The 14,266-nt window shown below is 68.3% G+C and carries 14 protein-coding genes; 9 read left to right on the top strand and 5 right to left on the bottom strand.

Features of this window, described 5'->3' with window-relative positions; genetic code table 11:
* Window positions 1–29 precede the first annotated feature (29 nt).
* Window positions 30–1,868, top strand: a complete 1,839-nt coding sequence (locus M2352_RS14495; RefSeq protein ID WP_264665185.1) for a CHASE domain-containing protein — start codon at window positions 30–32, stop codon at window positions 1,866–1,868.
* A 2-nt stretch (window positions 1,869–1,870) separates the two neighbouring features.
* Here the strand turns inward: M2352_RS14495 and M2352_RS14490 are convergent, their stop codons facing one another.
* From M2352_RS14490 to elbB, 3 genes are all read right to left on the bottom strand, one after another.
* Window positions 1,871–2,179, bottom strand: a complete 309-nt coding sequence (locus M2352_RS14490) for a hypothetical protein (protein WP_264665184.1) — start codon at window positions 2,177–2,179, stop codon at window positions 1,871–1,873.
* Window positions 2,180–2,292: 113 nt separating this feature from the next.
* A complete protein-coding gene (locus tag M2352_RS14485) occupies window positions 2,293–2,760 on the bottom strand; it encodes a preQ0 transporter (RefSeq protein WP_264665183.1) in 468 nt (155 codons plus the stop codon).
* Window positions 2,761–2,931: 171 nt separating this feature from the next.
* Window positions 2,932–3,600 (bottom strand): isoprenoid biosynthesis glyoxalase ElbB, encoded by a 669-nt coding sequence (gene elbB, locus M2352_RS14480; RefSeq protein WP_264665182.1) that lies wholly within the window; start codon window positions 3,598–3,600, stop codon window positions 2,932–2,934.
* A 142-nt stretch (window positions 3,601–3,742) separates the two neighbouring features.
* Between elbB and M2352_RS14475 the strand changes: the two genes are divergently transcribed.
* From M2352_RS14475 to cysS, 3 genes are all read left to right on the top strand, one after another.
* Window positions 3,743–3,937 carry a hypothetical protein gene (locus tag M2352_RS14475; protein ID WP_264665181.1) on the top strand — a complete coding sequence of 65 codons (195 nt, stop codon included), beginning with the start codon at window positions 3,743–3,745 and terminating at the stop codon, window positions 3,935–3,937.
* A gap of 109 nt (window positions 3,938–4,046) precedes the next feature.
* Window positions 4,047–5,396 carry a glutamate--tRNA ligase gene (gene gltX, locus M2352_RS14470; RefSeq protein ID WP_264665180.1) on the top strand — a complete coding sequence of 450 codons (1,350 nt, stop codon included), beginning with the start codon at window positions 4,047–4,049 and terminating at the stop codon, window positions 5,394–5,396.
* Between the two features lie 34 nt (window positions 5,397–5,430).
* On the top strand, window positions 5,431–6,810 hold the full coding sequence (gene cysS / locus M2352_RS14465; protein ID WP_264665179.1) for a cysteine--tRNA ligase: 1,380 nt from the start codon (window positions 5,431–5,433) through the stop codon (window positions 6,808–6,810).
* Window positions 6,811–7,135: 325 nt separating this feature from the next.
* Here the strand turns inward: cysS and M2352_RS14460 are convergent, their stop codons facing one another.
* Window positions 7,136–7,510, bottom strand: a complete 375-nt coding sequence (locus M2352_RS14460) for a hypothetical protein (RefSeq protein WP_264665178.1) — start codon at window positions 7,508–7,510, stop codon at window positions 7,136–7,138.
* A gap of 198 nt (window positions 7,511–7,708) precedes the next feature.
* Here M2352_RS14460 and M2352_RS14455 point away from each other — a divergent pair, with 198 nt between their 5' ends.
* The 3 genes from M2352_RS14455 to M2352_RS14445 all read left to right on the top strand — a co-directional run bounded on the left by M2352_RS14455 (window position 7,709) and on the right by M2352_RS14445 (window position 8,911).
* Window positions 7,709–7,966: a hypothetical protein gene (locus M2352_RS14455; protein WP_264665177.1), complete on the top strand. Its 258-nt coding sequence runs from the start codon at window positions 7,709–7,711 to the stop codon at window positions 7,964–7,966.
* A gap of 50 nt (window positions 7,967–8,016) precedes the next feature.
* Complete coding sequence (locus M2352_RS14450; protein ID WP_264665176.1) at window positions 8,017–8,538, top strand: hypothetical protein; 522 nt, start codon at window positions 8,017–8,019, stop codon at window positions 8,536–8,538.
* A 64-nt stretch (window positions 8,539–8,602) separates the two neighbouring features.
* On the top strand, window positions 8,603–8,911 hold the full coding sequence (locus tag M2352_RS14445; protein WP_264665175.1) for a hypothetical protein: 309 nt from the start codon (window positions 8,603–8,605) through the stop codon (window positions 8,909–8,911).
* Between the two features lie 52 nt (window positions 8,912–8,963).
* On the opposite strand, the gene M2352_RS14440 is transcribed toward M2352_RS14445, so the two are convergent.
* Window positions 8,964–10,424 carry a helix-turn-helix domain-containing protein gene (locus M2352_RS14440; RefSeq protein ID WP_264665174.1) on the bottom strand — a complete coding sequence of 487 codons (1,461 nt, stop codon included), beginning with the start codon at window positions 10,422–10,424 and terminating at the stop codon, window positions 8,964–8,966.
* A 229-nt stretch (window positions 10,425–10,653) separates the two neighbouring features.
* On the opposite strand from M2352_RS14440, the gene M2352_RS14435 reads away from it, so the two are divergent.
* Window positions 10,654–12,186 carry an acyl-CoA carboxylase subunit beta gene (locus M2352_RS14435; protein ID WP_264665173.1) on the top strand — a complete coding sequence of 511 codons (1,533 nt, stop codon included), beginning with the start codon at window positions 10,654–10,656 and terminating at the stop codon, window positions 12,184–12,186.
* 13 nt (window positions 12,187–12,199) lie between these two features.
* Window positions 12,200–14,200 (top strand): acetyl-CoA carboxylase biotin carboxylase subunit, encoded by a 2,001-nt coding sequence (locus tag M2352_RS14430; protein WP_264665172.1) that lies wholly within the window; start codon window positions 12,200–12,202, stop codon window positions 14,198–14,200.
* Window positions 14,201–14,266: the final 66 nt, after the last annotated feature.

The raw sequence follows: 14,266 nt of genomic DNA, 5'->3' as shown, positions 1-14,266 counted from the left end.
TGGGGGCGGGCGCTTTCCCTGACGATCCCGTGAAGGATCCCCAGGCGCCGCTCGCCCGTGGACGGCTGTGGTACTGGCAGCCGGCGGTGGTGGCGCTGGCCGGTCTGGTGCTGACCCTGCTGGCCTGGGCCCTGCTGGAGCGGCAGGCGGACAGGCAGGCCCGTCAGCGCTTCCACGAGATGGGCCAGGAACTGGCGGAAACCCTGACGGTCCGGCTGGCCAGCTACGAACAGATCCTGCGCGGCGGCGTGGCGCTGATCGACGCCCAGGCCGAACGCGGCGCCACCCCCGACCGGCAGGCGTGGAGCACCTATGTCGCCGGTTTGCGGGTCGAGGATCATTATCCCGGCATTCTGGGCATCGGCTATTCCCCCCGCGTGCCGCGGGACGGCATCGCCCTTCACGAAGCCGCGGTGCGGGCCGAGGGGTTCCCGGCCTATGCCGTCTCTCCCCGCTCCACCCTGCCAGACGCATACCCCATTGTGTTCCTGGAGCCGTTCACCGGGCGGAACCTGCGGGCCTTCGGCTTCGACATGTTTTCCGAACCCGAGCGGCGCGCGGCCATGGAACGGGCGCGCGACTCCGCCGTTCCCGCCGCCACCGGGCGTGTGCGGCTGGTGCAGGAGGACGGGCACGACGTGCAGGCGGGGTTCCTGATCTACCTGCCCGTCTACACCTATGGCATGCCGGCGGATACGGCGGCGGAGCGGCGGCGGGCCATCCGCGGTTTCGTCTACAGCCCGTTCCGCATGGGCGACCTGATGCGCGCGATCCTGGGGCCGCCGTTCGCCGGCGCTCTCGACGTCGCCCTCTATGACGGGATCGATCCTCCGTCCCGCCGTCTGCTCTACGCCAGCGATGGCGCCGAACGGGCACCCCAGGAGGCGGAGGGGCATTTCACCGGGCAGATGGCCCTGTCGGTGTTCGGGCGCTCCTGGCTGCTGGACATCGCCACCACGGCGGCGTTCGAGGGGGAAACCAACCGCACCACCGCCCTGGTGGTGCTGGCCGCCGGGCTGGTCATCACCGGGCTGATGGTCATCATCACCGGCTCGCTGCTGGCGGAGCGGCGCCGGGCGGCGGCGCTGCGCTGCAGCTACAACGCACTGGCCCGCGCCCGGACGGAGGCGCTGCACGCCAACGCCGCCAAGACCCGGTTCCTGGCCGCGGCCAGCCACGACCTGCGCCAGCCCATGCAGACGCTGGGCATCTATCTGCACCTGCTGGGCAGCCAGCCGGGGGCGGACGGCATGTCGGCGCTGATGACCGCGGCGAACGAGGCGTTCGACACCGCCCAGCGCATGCTGAATTCCATCATGGACATCGCGGCCTTGGAACTGGGTGTGGCCCAGCCGCAGGAAGAGATGGTGGCGCTGGCCCCGCTGTTGACCCGCATCGGCACCGACACCGCGGCGGAGGCGGCCATCAAGGGGCTGGACGTGCGGATGAAGCTTGCCGACCTGTCGGTGCGCACCGATCCGGCCATGCTGGACCGGGTGGTCCGCAACCTGATGCAGAACGCGGTCAAATACACCGTGTCCGGCGTGATCCTGCTGGCCTGCCGTCCCGCCCGCGGCGGGGTGGTGATCAAGGTGCAGGACACCGGTCCCGGCATTCCGCCGGACCGTCAGCATCTGATCTTCGAGGATTTCTATCAGGTGGGAAACCCCGAACGCGACCGGTCCAAGGGGCTGGGGCTGGGGCTGTCCATCGTGTCGCGGCTGTCGCGGCTGCTGGGCTACCGGCTGGGGCTGCTGTCGCGGTCCGGGCACGGGGCCGTCTTCACCATCACCATTCCCCACCGCCCGTCCCTCCATGGCCCGGCGGGACCGGGAACGGAGGGGAAGGGGGAGGGGGAGAGGATGTAGCCTTACCGGCGCCGGCGGCGCCGGCGGTCATCGATGCGGATGGGGATCAGGCGGCGGCCGTCGTCCTGCCACCCGCCGTCCCGGTCATCGGGGCCACGGTCATGGTGGTTGTGGTCGTCGGGGGTGTCGTCGCCGGAGACGAGGCGCACCAGCCATCCGGCCAGCGGCACCACCGGCCCCAGGACGCCCAGGGCCAGGGCGACACCCCAGTCCGACGCCCGTTCCGGGCGCCAGCCGTCGAAACACCAGTATCTATAGCCCGCCACGCCGCAGGCGTACCATGCGGCCAGCGCCAAAAACAGGTCGGTCATCCGGCGGCTCCACTCGTTCTTGCCCGCATTGCCCCTTGATCATCATGTATGATGCGTGCGGGGCGGCGGCAAGACGGGCGGGGCGTTTAGGCCGGAACGGCGGTGGCGGCGGGTTACGCCGGGAGGGGCGCGCGGGCCGCGCGGGTGCGCATCAGCACCCACACCACGGTGACGCCGGCCAGCTTCGACGCCGCACTGGCGGTCCACACCGTGGGATCCCAGATGTCCAGCAGGCCGAAGAAGATCGCCGTGTCCGCCGGCACCGACAGGGCCGCACTCAGCCACAGCCGGTCGCGCAAGGGGCGGCGGGTGACGGTGAAGACCAGCCAGTCGATGGTCTCCGACACCGCGAAGGCCAGAACGCTGGCGGTGGCGACCATGGGGTCGGCCAGCAGGTACGACACCACCGTGCCGGCGGCCATGGCCAGCAGCGACCAGTGGCCGAAGCGCACCTGCACCATATCGCGCAGGATGAAGATCAGCCCGACCCAGCAGGACCACACGAGGTCCAGGTGGGGAGCGAGGCTGAAGGCGTAATTGATGGCGATGACGCTGCCCATATAGGCGGCGGCCCACAGCATGGCGGTATCCTCCAAGGCAACCCGCGGGAAAACGGGCGCTGATGACAGACAAGGGGCAGGCCCCGCGGAAAAACGGGCGCCCCGAACCCGCGCACCTATAGCCGAAGGCCGCGGAAAAAGAAAAGGGCGGGGAATGGCCCCCGCCCGTTTTCTCCACCGCGTCCGCTTGCGTCAGCCGGCCATCTCGATCAGCGCGTTGACCGTGTTGGCCGCCCCGTCGGCGATCTGTGCGATGCCGGCGTCCAGCATGTAGCAGGGGGAGGTGACGACCTTCAGCCCCCGATCCACCACGATCTCCCCATGGGTGGTGACCGTGTGATGGGCGCCCAGGGATTCCAGCGCTTCCGCCGTGCCGGCGTCGGACCCGATGGTCAGGGTGATCCCCTGGCCGCCCAGCAGCTTGGCAAGGATGGCCGGCGCGATGCACAGCGCGCCGATGGGCTTGTCCGCCGCGCGCATGGCGGCGATGGCCTTTTCCACATCCGCGTTGACGGTACAGCCGGGGCCGTCGAAGGCGAAGCTGGACAGGTTCTTGGCCGCCCCGAAGCCGCCGGGCAGGATCAGCGCATCCACATCCGCCGCGTCGAAGGTGGCGAGGTCGGCGATCTTGCCGCGGGCGATGCGCGCCGCCTCGGTCAGCACGTTGCGGGTTTCGCCCGTCTCGGTGCCGGTGCGGTGGTCGATGACGTGGGCCTGGGGCACGTCGGGGGCGAAGCACACCGCCTCGGCCCCCGCCCGGTCGATGGCCAGCAGGGTCAGCACCGCTTCGTGGATTTCCGCACCGTCATAGACGCCGCAGCCGGACAGGATGACGGCGATGCGCACAGGCTTCTTGCTCATGGTTCTGGTGACTCCTCCCACGGGTTTTGCCGTGCGGACTGTACCCCAAGCCCCCGGCCCCCCGCCACGGCGGCAAGGGGGAACCCGCCGGGAAAACCGCCTGTTGGAAGGGGCAGGACCAACCACGGCAAAGGCTTTTCCCATGGCCCGAGACACCGATCATACCGACCGCAGCCATGGCGGGCCGGGCAGCAGCCACCAGAACGCCGACAAGCCCGCCCCGCCCAAGCGCACCGGCCCCATGCCGGGCGAACCCACCAACCCCGACCACAGCCGCGTGTCGGGCGGCGGCGGCGAACGCGACCGCCACCACACCCACGATCCCAAGCTGAAATAAGGTGGCATCGGTGCAGGAGGGCGCCCGCGGCGGGCGTCTTCCCCCAGGGGGCGGGCCGTGCTATCGCTGACACCCTTTCCCGTACCTTGTCAGCGAAGCCCGCCCGATCATGAGCACCGCCCCCGCCGCCGTCCGTTTCGCCCCCAGCCCCACCGGCCTGCTGCATGTGGGCAACCTGCGGCTGGCGGTGGTGAACTGGCTCTACGCCCGCCGCACCGGCGGCAGCTTCCTGCTGCGCCTGGACGACACCGACGAGGAACGCTCCCGCCCCGAATACGCCGCGGCGATCGAGGCGGACCTGACCTGGATGGGCCTGACCTGGGACCGTTTCGCCCGCGAAAGCGACCGCTATGACCGGTACGACGCGGTGGCGGCGCAGTTGAAGGCCGCCGGGCGCCTCTACCCCTGCTACGAGACGCCGGAGGAACTGGCGCTCAAGCGCACGTCGCTGATGTCCCAGGGCCGCCCGCCCATCTACGACCGCGCCGCCCTGCGCCTGAGCGACGACGCGCGGGCCAAGCTGGAGGCCCAGGGCCGCCGGCCCCATTGGCGCTTCAAGCTCGACCACACCCCCGTGGAATGGACCGATCTGGTCCGCGGGGCCGTGCATTTCGAAGGGGCGGCCCTGTCCGACCCGGTGCTGATCCGCGAGGACGGGCGCCCGCTCTACACCCTGACCTCGGTGGTGGACGACGCCGACTTCGCCATCAGCCACGTGATCCGCGGCGAGGACCACGTGGCCAACACCGCCGTGCAGATCCAGATCTGGCAGGCGCTGGGGGCCGCGGTGCCCACCTTCGCCCATCTGCCGCTGCTGACCGATGCGGGGGGGCAGGGGCTGTCCAAGCGGCTGGGCAGTGTGGGCGTGAATTCCCTGCGCGACGAGGGGATCGAGCCGCTGGCGCTGGCCAGCCTGCTGGCCAAGCTCGGCACCTCCGACCCCATCGAGGCGCGCCCGAGCCTGGAGGCGCTGGCCGCCGAGTTCGATTTCGCCAAGGTCTCCCGCGCCACGCCCAAGTTCGACCCCGAGGAACTGGTGCGCCTGAACGCCCGCGTGCTGCACGCGACCCCGTTCGACGCGGTGGCCGGGCGGCTGGAGGCCATGGGCTTTGCCGGTGCCGATCGCATCTTCTGGGAGACGGTGCGCCCCAACCTGTCGCGGCTGGACGGTGTGGCCGAATGGTGGGAGGTGACCCACGCCCCCGTCACCCCGGTGATCGAGGACGCGGCCTTCACCGCCGCCGCCGCCGCCCTGCTGCCGCCGGAACCGTGGGACGAGGGCACGTGGGGGGCCTGGACCGCCGCGGTGAAGAACGCCACGGGGGCCAAGGGCAAGGCGCTGTTCCTGCCCCTGCGTCTGGCGCTGACCGCCCGCGGCCATGGACCGGAATTGAAGAACCTGCTACCCCTGATCGGCCGGGAGCGCGCCGTGAAGCGGCTGGCCGGCGAAACCGCCTGATACCCCGTCCGACCTGCCGGAAGGAGCCTGACCCGTGCCCCTGGAACTCTACAACACGCTGAACCGCCGCAAGGAGACGTTCGAGCCCCTGACCCCCGGCACGGTCGGCATGTATGTCTGTGGTCCCACGGTGTACGACACCGCCCACATCGGCAACGCCCGCCCGGTGGTGGTGTTCGACGTGCTCTACCGCCTGCTGAGGCGGCTGTACCCGCACGTCACCTATGTCCGCAACATCACCGACGTGGACGACAAGATCATCGACCGCTCCCGCGCGTCGGGCGAACCCATCGACGTGCTGACCGAGCGCACCGCCCGGCAGTACCACGAGGATATGGGTGCGCTCAACGCGTTGCGCCCGGATATCGAGCCGCGGGCCACCCACCACATCGCCCACATGGTGGCGCTGATCGCCACCCTGATCGAGCGCGGCCACGCCTATGCCGCCGAAGGGCACGTGCTGTTCTCCGTGCCGTCCATGGCCGAGTACGGGCAACTGTCGCGCCGCTCGCCGGACGAGATGATCGCCGGCGCGCGGGTGGAGGTGGCGCCCTACAAGCGCGACCCGCAGGATTTCGTGCTGTGGAAGCCCTCATCCGACGACCAGCCCGGCTGGGACAGCCCGTGGGGCCGCGGGCGCCCCGGCTGGCACATCGAATGCTCGGCCATGTCCAAGGAGCATCTGGGCGCCACCTTCGACATCCACGGCGGCGGGCTGGACCTGATCTTCCCCCACCATGAGAACGAGATCGCCCAAAGCCGCTGCGCCCACGACGGTGCCGCCCTGGCCCGTTATTGGGTCCACAACGGTTTCGTCACCGTCGAGGGTGAGAAGATGTCCAAGTCCCTGGGCAACTTCTTCACCGTCAACGACCTGCTGAACGACCATCCGGGGGAGGCGATCCGCCTGACCTTGATGTCGGCCCATTACCGCCAGCCGCTGGACTTCACCAAGGACGGGCTGAAGGTGTCGAAGACCACGCTGGACCGCTGGTATCAGGCCCTGCGCGGCGCCCCGGCCCCCGCCGAAGCCGACCTGCCGTTCGAGGTGCTGGCGGCGCTGGAGGACGATCTGAACACCCCGCTGGCCATCGCCCACCTGCACGAGTTGGCCGGCGCGGTGAACAAGGCCGAGGGGGATGCGGCCAAGGCGGCGGCCAAGGGCGCGCTGCTGGCCGCGGGGCAGGCGCTGGGCCTGCTGTATCAGGAGCCGGAAGCGTGGTTCCGCTGGGCGCCCGCCGGAGCCGCCGGGGCCGGTCTGACCGACGCCGCCATCGAGCGGTTGATCCAGGACCGCCAGACCGCCCGCAAGTCCCGCAACTTCGCCGAGGCCGACCGCATCCGCAAGGAGTTGTCCGACAACGGCATCGTGCTGGAAGACGGACCGCAGGGCACCACCTGGAAACGCGGGTGATGCACGCAGGAACCCTCCCCCACCGGGGAGGGCAACCCTGATGAGGATAAAAAGCGCGTAAACCGCGGGTCATCCTGTCAAGGCGCCTCGCTGGCGGGCGTCCGCCCTCTGGGCGGCTGTTGGCCTCGGCTGGTCCTCGCCAGCGGTGTATCCTGCCGTCCTATGGTCGGCGTTTCTTCGCGCGTTGGCCCAAGAATCGAGCCGCAAGGCTCTTCAAGCTCAAGGTTTGACGTTGCTTGGCACCGGATGCCGGGTGGTTTGCGCGACATCCCGCCCTCACCCGGCGCTTCGCGCCACCTTCTCCCCGGTGGGGGGCGGCCGGGGGTTATTGCCGGTAACAGCGGGCGGTGCCCTTGTCCACCGACTGGCAGGCGTAGCCGTTGTTGAACACGAAGCGGCTGCCGCGGGCGTCCATGCGGCGGACGGAGACGATGGTGGCCCCGTCCTTCTGGAACTGCGCCCAGGCGGAGGCGTCCAGATGGACCTGCAGCCCGTTGCTGAAGATCAGATCGCGGTTGCGCCCGCGGCTGATGGTCACCCCGGTGTTGAAGCGCAGCCCGTCGTCGGGCAGGGGATCTGCGGCCATGCCGTTGGTGCAGTTCACCCCCTGGGGCTGCACCTCCACGCATTCGAAGGGCCGTGGCTGGGAAGCGCTGAGAACCATGGCGTAGACGGCGATTTCGATCACGCTGAACGGCATGTGTTCCCCCTCCTTCCTCGCTCTCCGTCCCGAGCGGCGGCCGGGCCGCCGGGGACAGGAATAATCCGGTATGCGAAAGAGTATAACCCGGATACGCCGGTTTGTCCCAATTTCGCCCGCGCTGATTTTACGGCTTCGGCGGGGCCGTGTGCCCGTTCCATCCGTTTCCCCCGTGGATGACCGTGCGGGGAGGGTGCCATGGGCGATATGACCGCTGTTGCGGCCCGGCTGGTGGATGTTCTGCTGACCCTGACGCTGGATTGGGCGGTTCCCGACGCGCCGGGGCGGCGCCCCGTGGAATGGCTGGCGCTGGCCATCGTCGCCGTCGCCGTGGCGGCGGTGGGGATGTGGCGGCGGGGAATCACGCTGATGGTGGCGGCGGTGCCGCTGCTGGCGCTGCTGCTGATGTACCCTCCGGTGCTTCAGGCCCTGCCGGTGGTGATTGCCCTGCGCTGACGATGGGGCGATAAAGGCGGCGGAACCACAACGGAACGCGGACGACGGCCATGACATGGGGCGAGCCGGTGATCGTGGCGCTGTACGCGCTGCCGCTGCTGCTGGCGATGGGAACCGACCTGATGTTCGCCCGCATCCCGTGGGTGGTGGTGGCGGCGTTCGCCGCGGGGCTGCCGGTGGCGGCCCTGCTGGGCCAGGCCCCGGCGGCATGGCTGGGCCACGGGGAGGCGCTGGGGCTGGGGGCCGCGGCGGCGGCGCTGCTGATCCTGGCCCGCGCCATGAACCGCCGGACCGCCGTTCTCGCCGCCCTGGTGGCCGGGTGGCAGGGGATGGACCAGATCCTGTCCTTTGCCATGCTGGCCGGCATTCTGGGGGCGCTGCTGGCGTTCGGGGTGTTCGGCACCCGGCTGGTGCTGCCGCCGCTGTTCCGCGTGATGGGGCAGGGCGAGGCACCCTTGCCGCGGCTGTTCGCCCCCGGCGCGCCCGTGCCCTATGCCATGGCGGTGGGGCTGGCGGGTTTGCTGATGACGCCGCGCCTGCCATTTCTGGCTGTGCCGGACGGTGCTTTCTGATTGATCGGCGGCCGGGGATGGAGGACGCTTCTTCCCGGACCAATCCCCGTGAGGAGACCGGATCATGATCCGCCTGGAAGCGGTGACCCACCGCCCGTTCAGCGCCGTTCTGATGGAGGTGGCGGAGGCCATCGGCACGGCCGGCGGCTGGATCGTCAACCACCAGCTCTTTTCCAATGTGATGCTGATGGCGGCGTTCGAGGTGCCGGCGGATCAGGTGGGCATCCTGACCACGGCGCTGGAGGAACGGCACATCGCCGTCACCGGCTTCACCATTCCCGAAGGGATGGAAGGCGATGTGCAGGGCACGCTGACCATCACCGTGCAGAACGAGGGGCCGGACATGCGCCGCCCGGTCCCGGCCTTCGGCTAGGGTGTGATCGGTTCAGACAGGACTGTTCGAACGTCCATCACACGCAAGGGCATCAGGCGTCCTCGTCGCTGGCGTGCCCGGCCTGGGTGAACAGGTAGGGCACGAAGCTGCGGTGGTTCTCGTTCACCGACAGCTTGCTGCCGATGGGCGGGAAGGCGCGCTGCTGGCAATCCGTGCGCTCGCAGATGCGGCAGTTGACGCCGATGGGCACCGCCGCCTCCTCGCTGGCGATGTCGATGCCGGCGGAATAGACCAGCTCGTTGGCGTATGTGGCCTCGCACCCCAGCCCGATGGCGAACTGGCGCGACGGGCGCATATAGGCGCCGCCGCGCTTGGTCACCGTGCGGGCGATGCCGATGTAGGTGGTGCGGTCGGGCATCTGGGCGAACTGCACCAGGATCTTGCCCGGCTGGGCAAAGGCTTCGTGCACGTTCCACAGCGGGCACGCGCCGCCGAAGCGGGCGAAGTGGAAGCGGGTGGCCGAGTGGCGCTTGGTGATGTTGCCGGCCATGTCCACGCGCACGAAGTAAAACGGCACCCCGCGGGCGCCGGGCCGCTGGAGTGTGGACAGCCGGTGGCACACCTGCTCGAAATTGGCGTTGAAGCGGCTTTGCAGCTTTTCCACGTCGTGGCGCAGCGCGCGGGCCTGGTGCAGGAACGGGCGGTAGGGCATGACCAGCGCGCCCGCGAAGTAATTCGCCAGCCCCACCCGGCAGATGGACCGGGCGTTGTCGCTGGCGAACCCCGCCTCCACGATCAGCGCCTCGATCACGTCGCGGAACCCCAGCAGCGCGATCTGGTGGGCCATGTGAAAGGCGCGCGACGGTTCCGACAGCATGGACGACAGCCTGAGCGTGCCGGTGCGCGCGTCGTAGGAGCGCATGGCGGTGGTGCCCTCGTCGTCGTCGGTGGCCAGGGTCACCCGCACGTCGTGGCGCCGTTTCAGGTACGCCGCCAGATCGTTGGTCAGGTCGGCGGAGCGGAAGCCCTCCGTCTCCCACAGCCGTTCGGCGGCCTCGTCCAGCGGGCCGATGTAGTTGTTGCAGTAATGGAAATAGTCGCGCACCTCTTCATAGGGGAACTGCGCGCTGGCCGGGTCGCCGCTGCGTTCCTGGCTCGACAGGCTGTCGGCCAGGGACTGGACCCGCTCGTGCAGCTTCTGGTACGCCTGATGCAGCGCCAGCACCCGGCGGGCCAGCTCCGGCGAGGCGCCCACCACCCCGCGAAGCTCCGCCATGCCCAGCGGCGCCCCCGCGAACATGGGGTCGGCCAGGGCTTCGCGCAGGTCCGAGACCAGCCGGGCCTCGTCGTCCTCGATGAAGTTGGTCAGCTCCACCTCGAACACCGCGCTGACCTTCAGCAGCACGGCCAGCGTCAGCGGACGCTGGTTGTTTTCCAACTGGTTGAGGTAGCTGGGCGACAGTTCCAGCGTCTTGGCCAGGGCCGCCTGGGTCAGGCCGCGCTGTTCGCGCAGCCGGCGGAGCTTGTAACCGAGAAAGAGTTTCTTTTGCATCGGGACGCGGAACAGGGGCCGGGCAGGGGGAACGGATGGGTTCGCAACTGTTGCAAATTATCCCCTGTGTTGGCAAAGGCATTTGCAAGTTCGCACGATTTTGCCGGCCTACGCCCGCGGCGCAATTGCCCACATTCTAACTTTGTGAATAATTCGGGCCGTCTGAAGGTAACATCCGCTGCGGCTTACAGCGCGGCGTGGGATGGCCGGTCATCGTGGGATACGCCTGATGCAAGAGATTCTCGCCAAGTTGGATTCGATGCGCAAAGGGGCGCGGCTGGGGGGCGGTGAGAAGCGCATCGCCAGCCAGCACAAGAAGGGCAAGCTGACCGCGCGCGAGCGCATCGAGCTGCTCCTCGACGAAGGGTCGTTCGAAGAATTCGACATGTTCGTCGAACACCGCTGCATCGACTTCGGTATGGAAGAGCAGAAGGTTCCCGGCGACGGCGTGGTGACCGGCCACGGCACCATCAACGGGCGCCTCGTCTTCGTCTTCAGCCAGGACTTCACCGTCTTCGGCGGCTCGCTGTCGGAATCCCATGCCGAAAAGATCTGCAAGATCATGGACATGGCGATGAAGGTCGGCGCGCCGGTCATCGGCCTCAACGATTCCGGCGGGGCGCGCATCCAGGAAGGTGTCGCGTCGCTGGGCGGCTATGCCGAGGTGTTCCAGCGCAACGTGCTGGCCTCGGGCGTCGTGCCGCAGATCTCGCTGATCATGGGGCCGTGCGCCGGTGGTGCGGTGTATTCGCCGGCCATGACCGACTTCATCTTCATGGTGAAGGACAGCTCCTACATGTTCGTCACCGGCCCCGACGTGGTGAAGACGGTGACGCACGAGGTGGTGACGGCGGAAGAACTGGGTGGGGCCATCACCCACACCACCAAGTCGTCGGTGGCCGATCTCGCCTTTGAAAACGACGTGGAAGCGATCCTGCAGATCCGCCGCTTCGTCGATTTCCTGCCCTCGTCCAACCGCGAGAAGGCGCCGGAGCGCCCGGTGGTGGACGCCTGGGACCGTCAGGACTTCTCCCTCGACACCCTGGTGCCCGACAATCCCAACAAGCCCTACGACATGAAGGAACTGATCCTGAAGGTCGTGGACGAGGGGGACTTCTTCGAGCTTCAGGCCGAGCACGCGAAGAACATCATCATCGGCTTCGGCCGCATGAACGGCCAGACCGTCGGCTTCGTCGCCAACCAGCCGCTGGTGCTCGCCGGCTGCCTGGACATCGACAGCTCGATCAAGGCCGCGCGCTTCGTGCGTTTTTGCGACTGCTACAACATTCCGATCGTGACCTTCGTGGACGTCCCCGGCTTCATGCCCGGCACCGCGCAGGAATACGGCGGGATCATCAAGCACGGCGCCAAGCTGCTGTTCGCCTATGCCGAAGCCACCGTGCCGAAGGTGACGCTGATCACCCGCAAGGCCTACGGCGGTGCGTACGACGTGATGTCGTCCAAGCACCTGCGCGGCGACATGAACTATGCGTGGCCGTCGGCGGAAATCGCGGTGATGGGGCCGAAGGGCGCGGTGGAGATCATCTTCCGCTCCGACATCGGCGACACCGCCGCCATCGAGGCGCGCACCGAGGAATACCGCCGCAAGTTCGCCAACCCCTTCGTCGCGGCGTCGCGCGGGTATCTGGACGATGTGGTCATGCCCCACGGCACCCGCCGCCGCATCTGCCAGGCGCTGGCGATGCTGAAGAACAAGTCGCTGGAAAACCCCTGGCGCAAGCACGACAACATCCCGCTCTGAGGGCCGGCGTACCATGTTTTCCAAGATCCTGATCGCCAACCGTGGCGAAATCGCCTGCCGCGTCATCAAGACCGCACGGCGCATGGGCATCAAGACCGTCGCCGTCTATTCCGACGCCGACCGCAACGCGCTGCACGTGGAGATGGCCGACGAGGCCGTGCACATCGGTGCCGCCCCGTCCGCCCAGAGCTACCTGCTGATCGACCGCATCGTCGATGCCTGCAAGAAGACCGGCGCCCAGGCCGTCCATCCCGGCTACGGCTTCCTGTCGGAAAAGCGCGACTTCCAGGAAGCGCTGGCCAAGGAAGGCATCACCTTCATCGGTCCCGACGCCCACGCCATCCAGGCCATGGGCGACAAGATCGAATCCAAGAAGCTGGCCAAGGAAGCCGGTGTCTCCACCGTGCCCGGCTACCTCGGCGTCATCGCCGACGGTGACGAGGCGGTGAAGATCGCCCGCGACATCGGCTATCCGGTGATGATCAAGGCGTCGGCCGGCGGCGGCGGCAAGGGCATGCGCGTGGCCTGGAACGACGAGGAGGCCCGCGAAGGCTTCATCTCGGCCCAGAACGAAGCGCGCAGCAGCTTCGCCGACGACCGGGTGTTCGTCGAAAAATACATCCAGCAGCCGCGCCACATCGAAATCCAGGTCATCGCCGACGGCCAGGGCAACACCCTGTACCTGGGCGAGCGTGAATGCTCGATCCAGCGCCGTCACCAGAAGGTGATCGAGGAAGCGCCGTCGCCGTTCCTGGACGAAGCCACCCGCAAGGCCATGGGCGAGCAGGCGTGCGCGCTTGCCAACGCGGTGCAGTACAAGTCCGCCGGCACGGTCGAGTTCATCGTGGACGCCGACCGCAACTTCTACTTCCTGGAGATGAACACCCGTCTTCAGGTGGAGCACCCGGTCACCGAGCTGATCACCGGCCTGGATCTGGTGGAGCTGATGATCCGCGTCGCCAACGGCGAAAAGCTGGCCATCAAACAGGAAGACGTCCGCCTGAACGGCTGGGCGCTGGAAGCCCGCGTGTACGCCGAAGACCCGTACCGCAACTTCCTGCCCTCCACCGGCCGTCTGACCCACTACCAGCCGCCGGCGGAAGATCCCCACGTGCGCGTCGATACCGGCGTGTACGACGGTGGCGAGATCTCCATGTACTACGACCCCATGATCGCCAAGCTGTGCACCTGGGGGTCCACCCGCGACGCCGCCATCGCGCGGATGCGGGAGGCGCTGGACCAGTATTACATCCGCGGCGTCAGCCACAACATCCCGTTCCTGGCCTCGCTGATGGCGAACCAGTGCTTCGTGGACGGACGTCTGACCACCAATTTCATCGCCGAAGAGTACCCCAACGGCTTCCACGCCGCCGACCTGCCCCCCGACGATCCCGCGGTGCTGGTGTCGGTGGCCGCGGTGGCCCACCGGGTGCTCAACGACCGCGACATCCAGATTTCGGGCAAGATCCCGGCGGCCCCGGTGAAGGTCCGCAACGACTGGGTTGTCGTGGTGGAAGGCAACGCCCACCCGGTGCACCTGCACCCCCTGGCCGACAGCCCGCAGCGCATCGGGTACGGCGTGGAGATCGCCGGCAAGGTTCACAAGGTGTGGAGCGACTGGCAGATCGGCCAGCCGCTGTTCCAGGGCACCGTCGATGGCCGCCCGGTGTGCGTGCAGATCGACCGCCACGGCATCGGCTACCGCCTGTTCCACTCAGGCTCCCAGGCCAATGTGAAGGTGCTGACCCCGCGGGCGGCCCAGCTTGACGCGCTGATGCCGTTCAAGGCGCCGCCGGACATGTCCAAGTTCCTGCTGTCGCCCATGCCGGGCCTGCTGGTCTCCATCGCCGTGACCGAGGGTCAGGAGGTGAAGGCCGGTGAGGTGCTGGCGGTGGTCGAGGCCATGAAGATGGAAAACATCCTGCGCGCCGTGCAGGACGGCACCGTCGGCAAGATCCACGCCCAGGCCGGGTCGAGCCTGGCGGTGGACCAGAAGATCATCGAGTTCGCGTAAGTCTGATAAAAAAGCCTCAAGAAACGCTGTAAAAACAAAAAGCAAACGGATCAGGCGGCCCCGGCC

The sequence above is a fragment of the Azospirillum fermentarium genome, assembly GCF_025961205.1.
Taxonomy (GTDB): Bacteria; Pseudomonadota; Alphaproteobacteria; order Azospirillales; family Azospirillaceae; genus Azospirillum; species Azospirillum fermentarium.
This window is presented reverse-complemented; position numbering and strand designations above follow the sequence as displayed.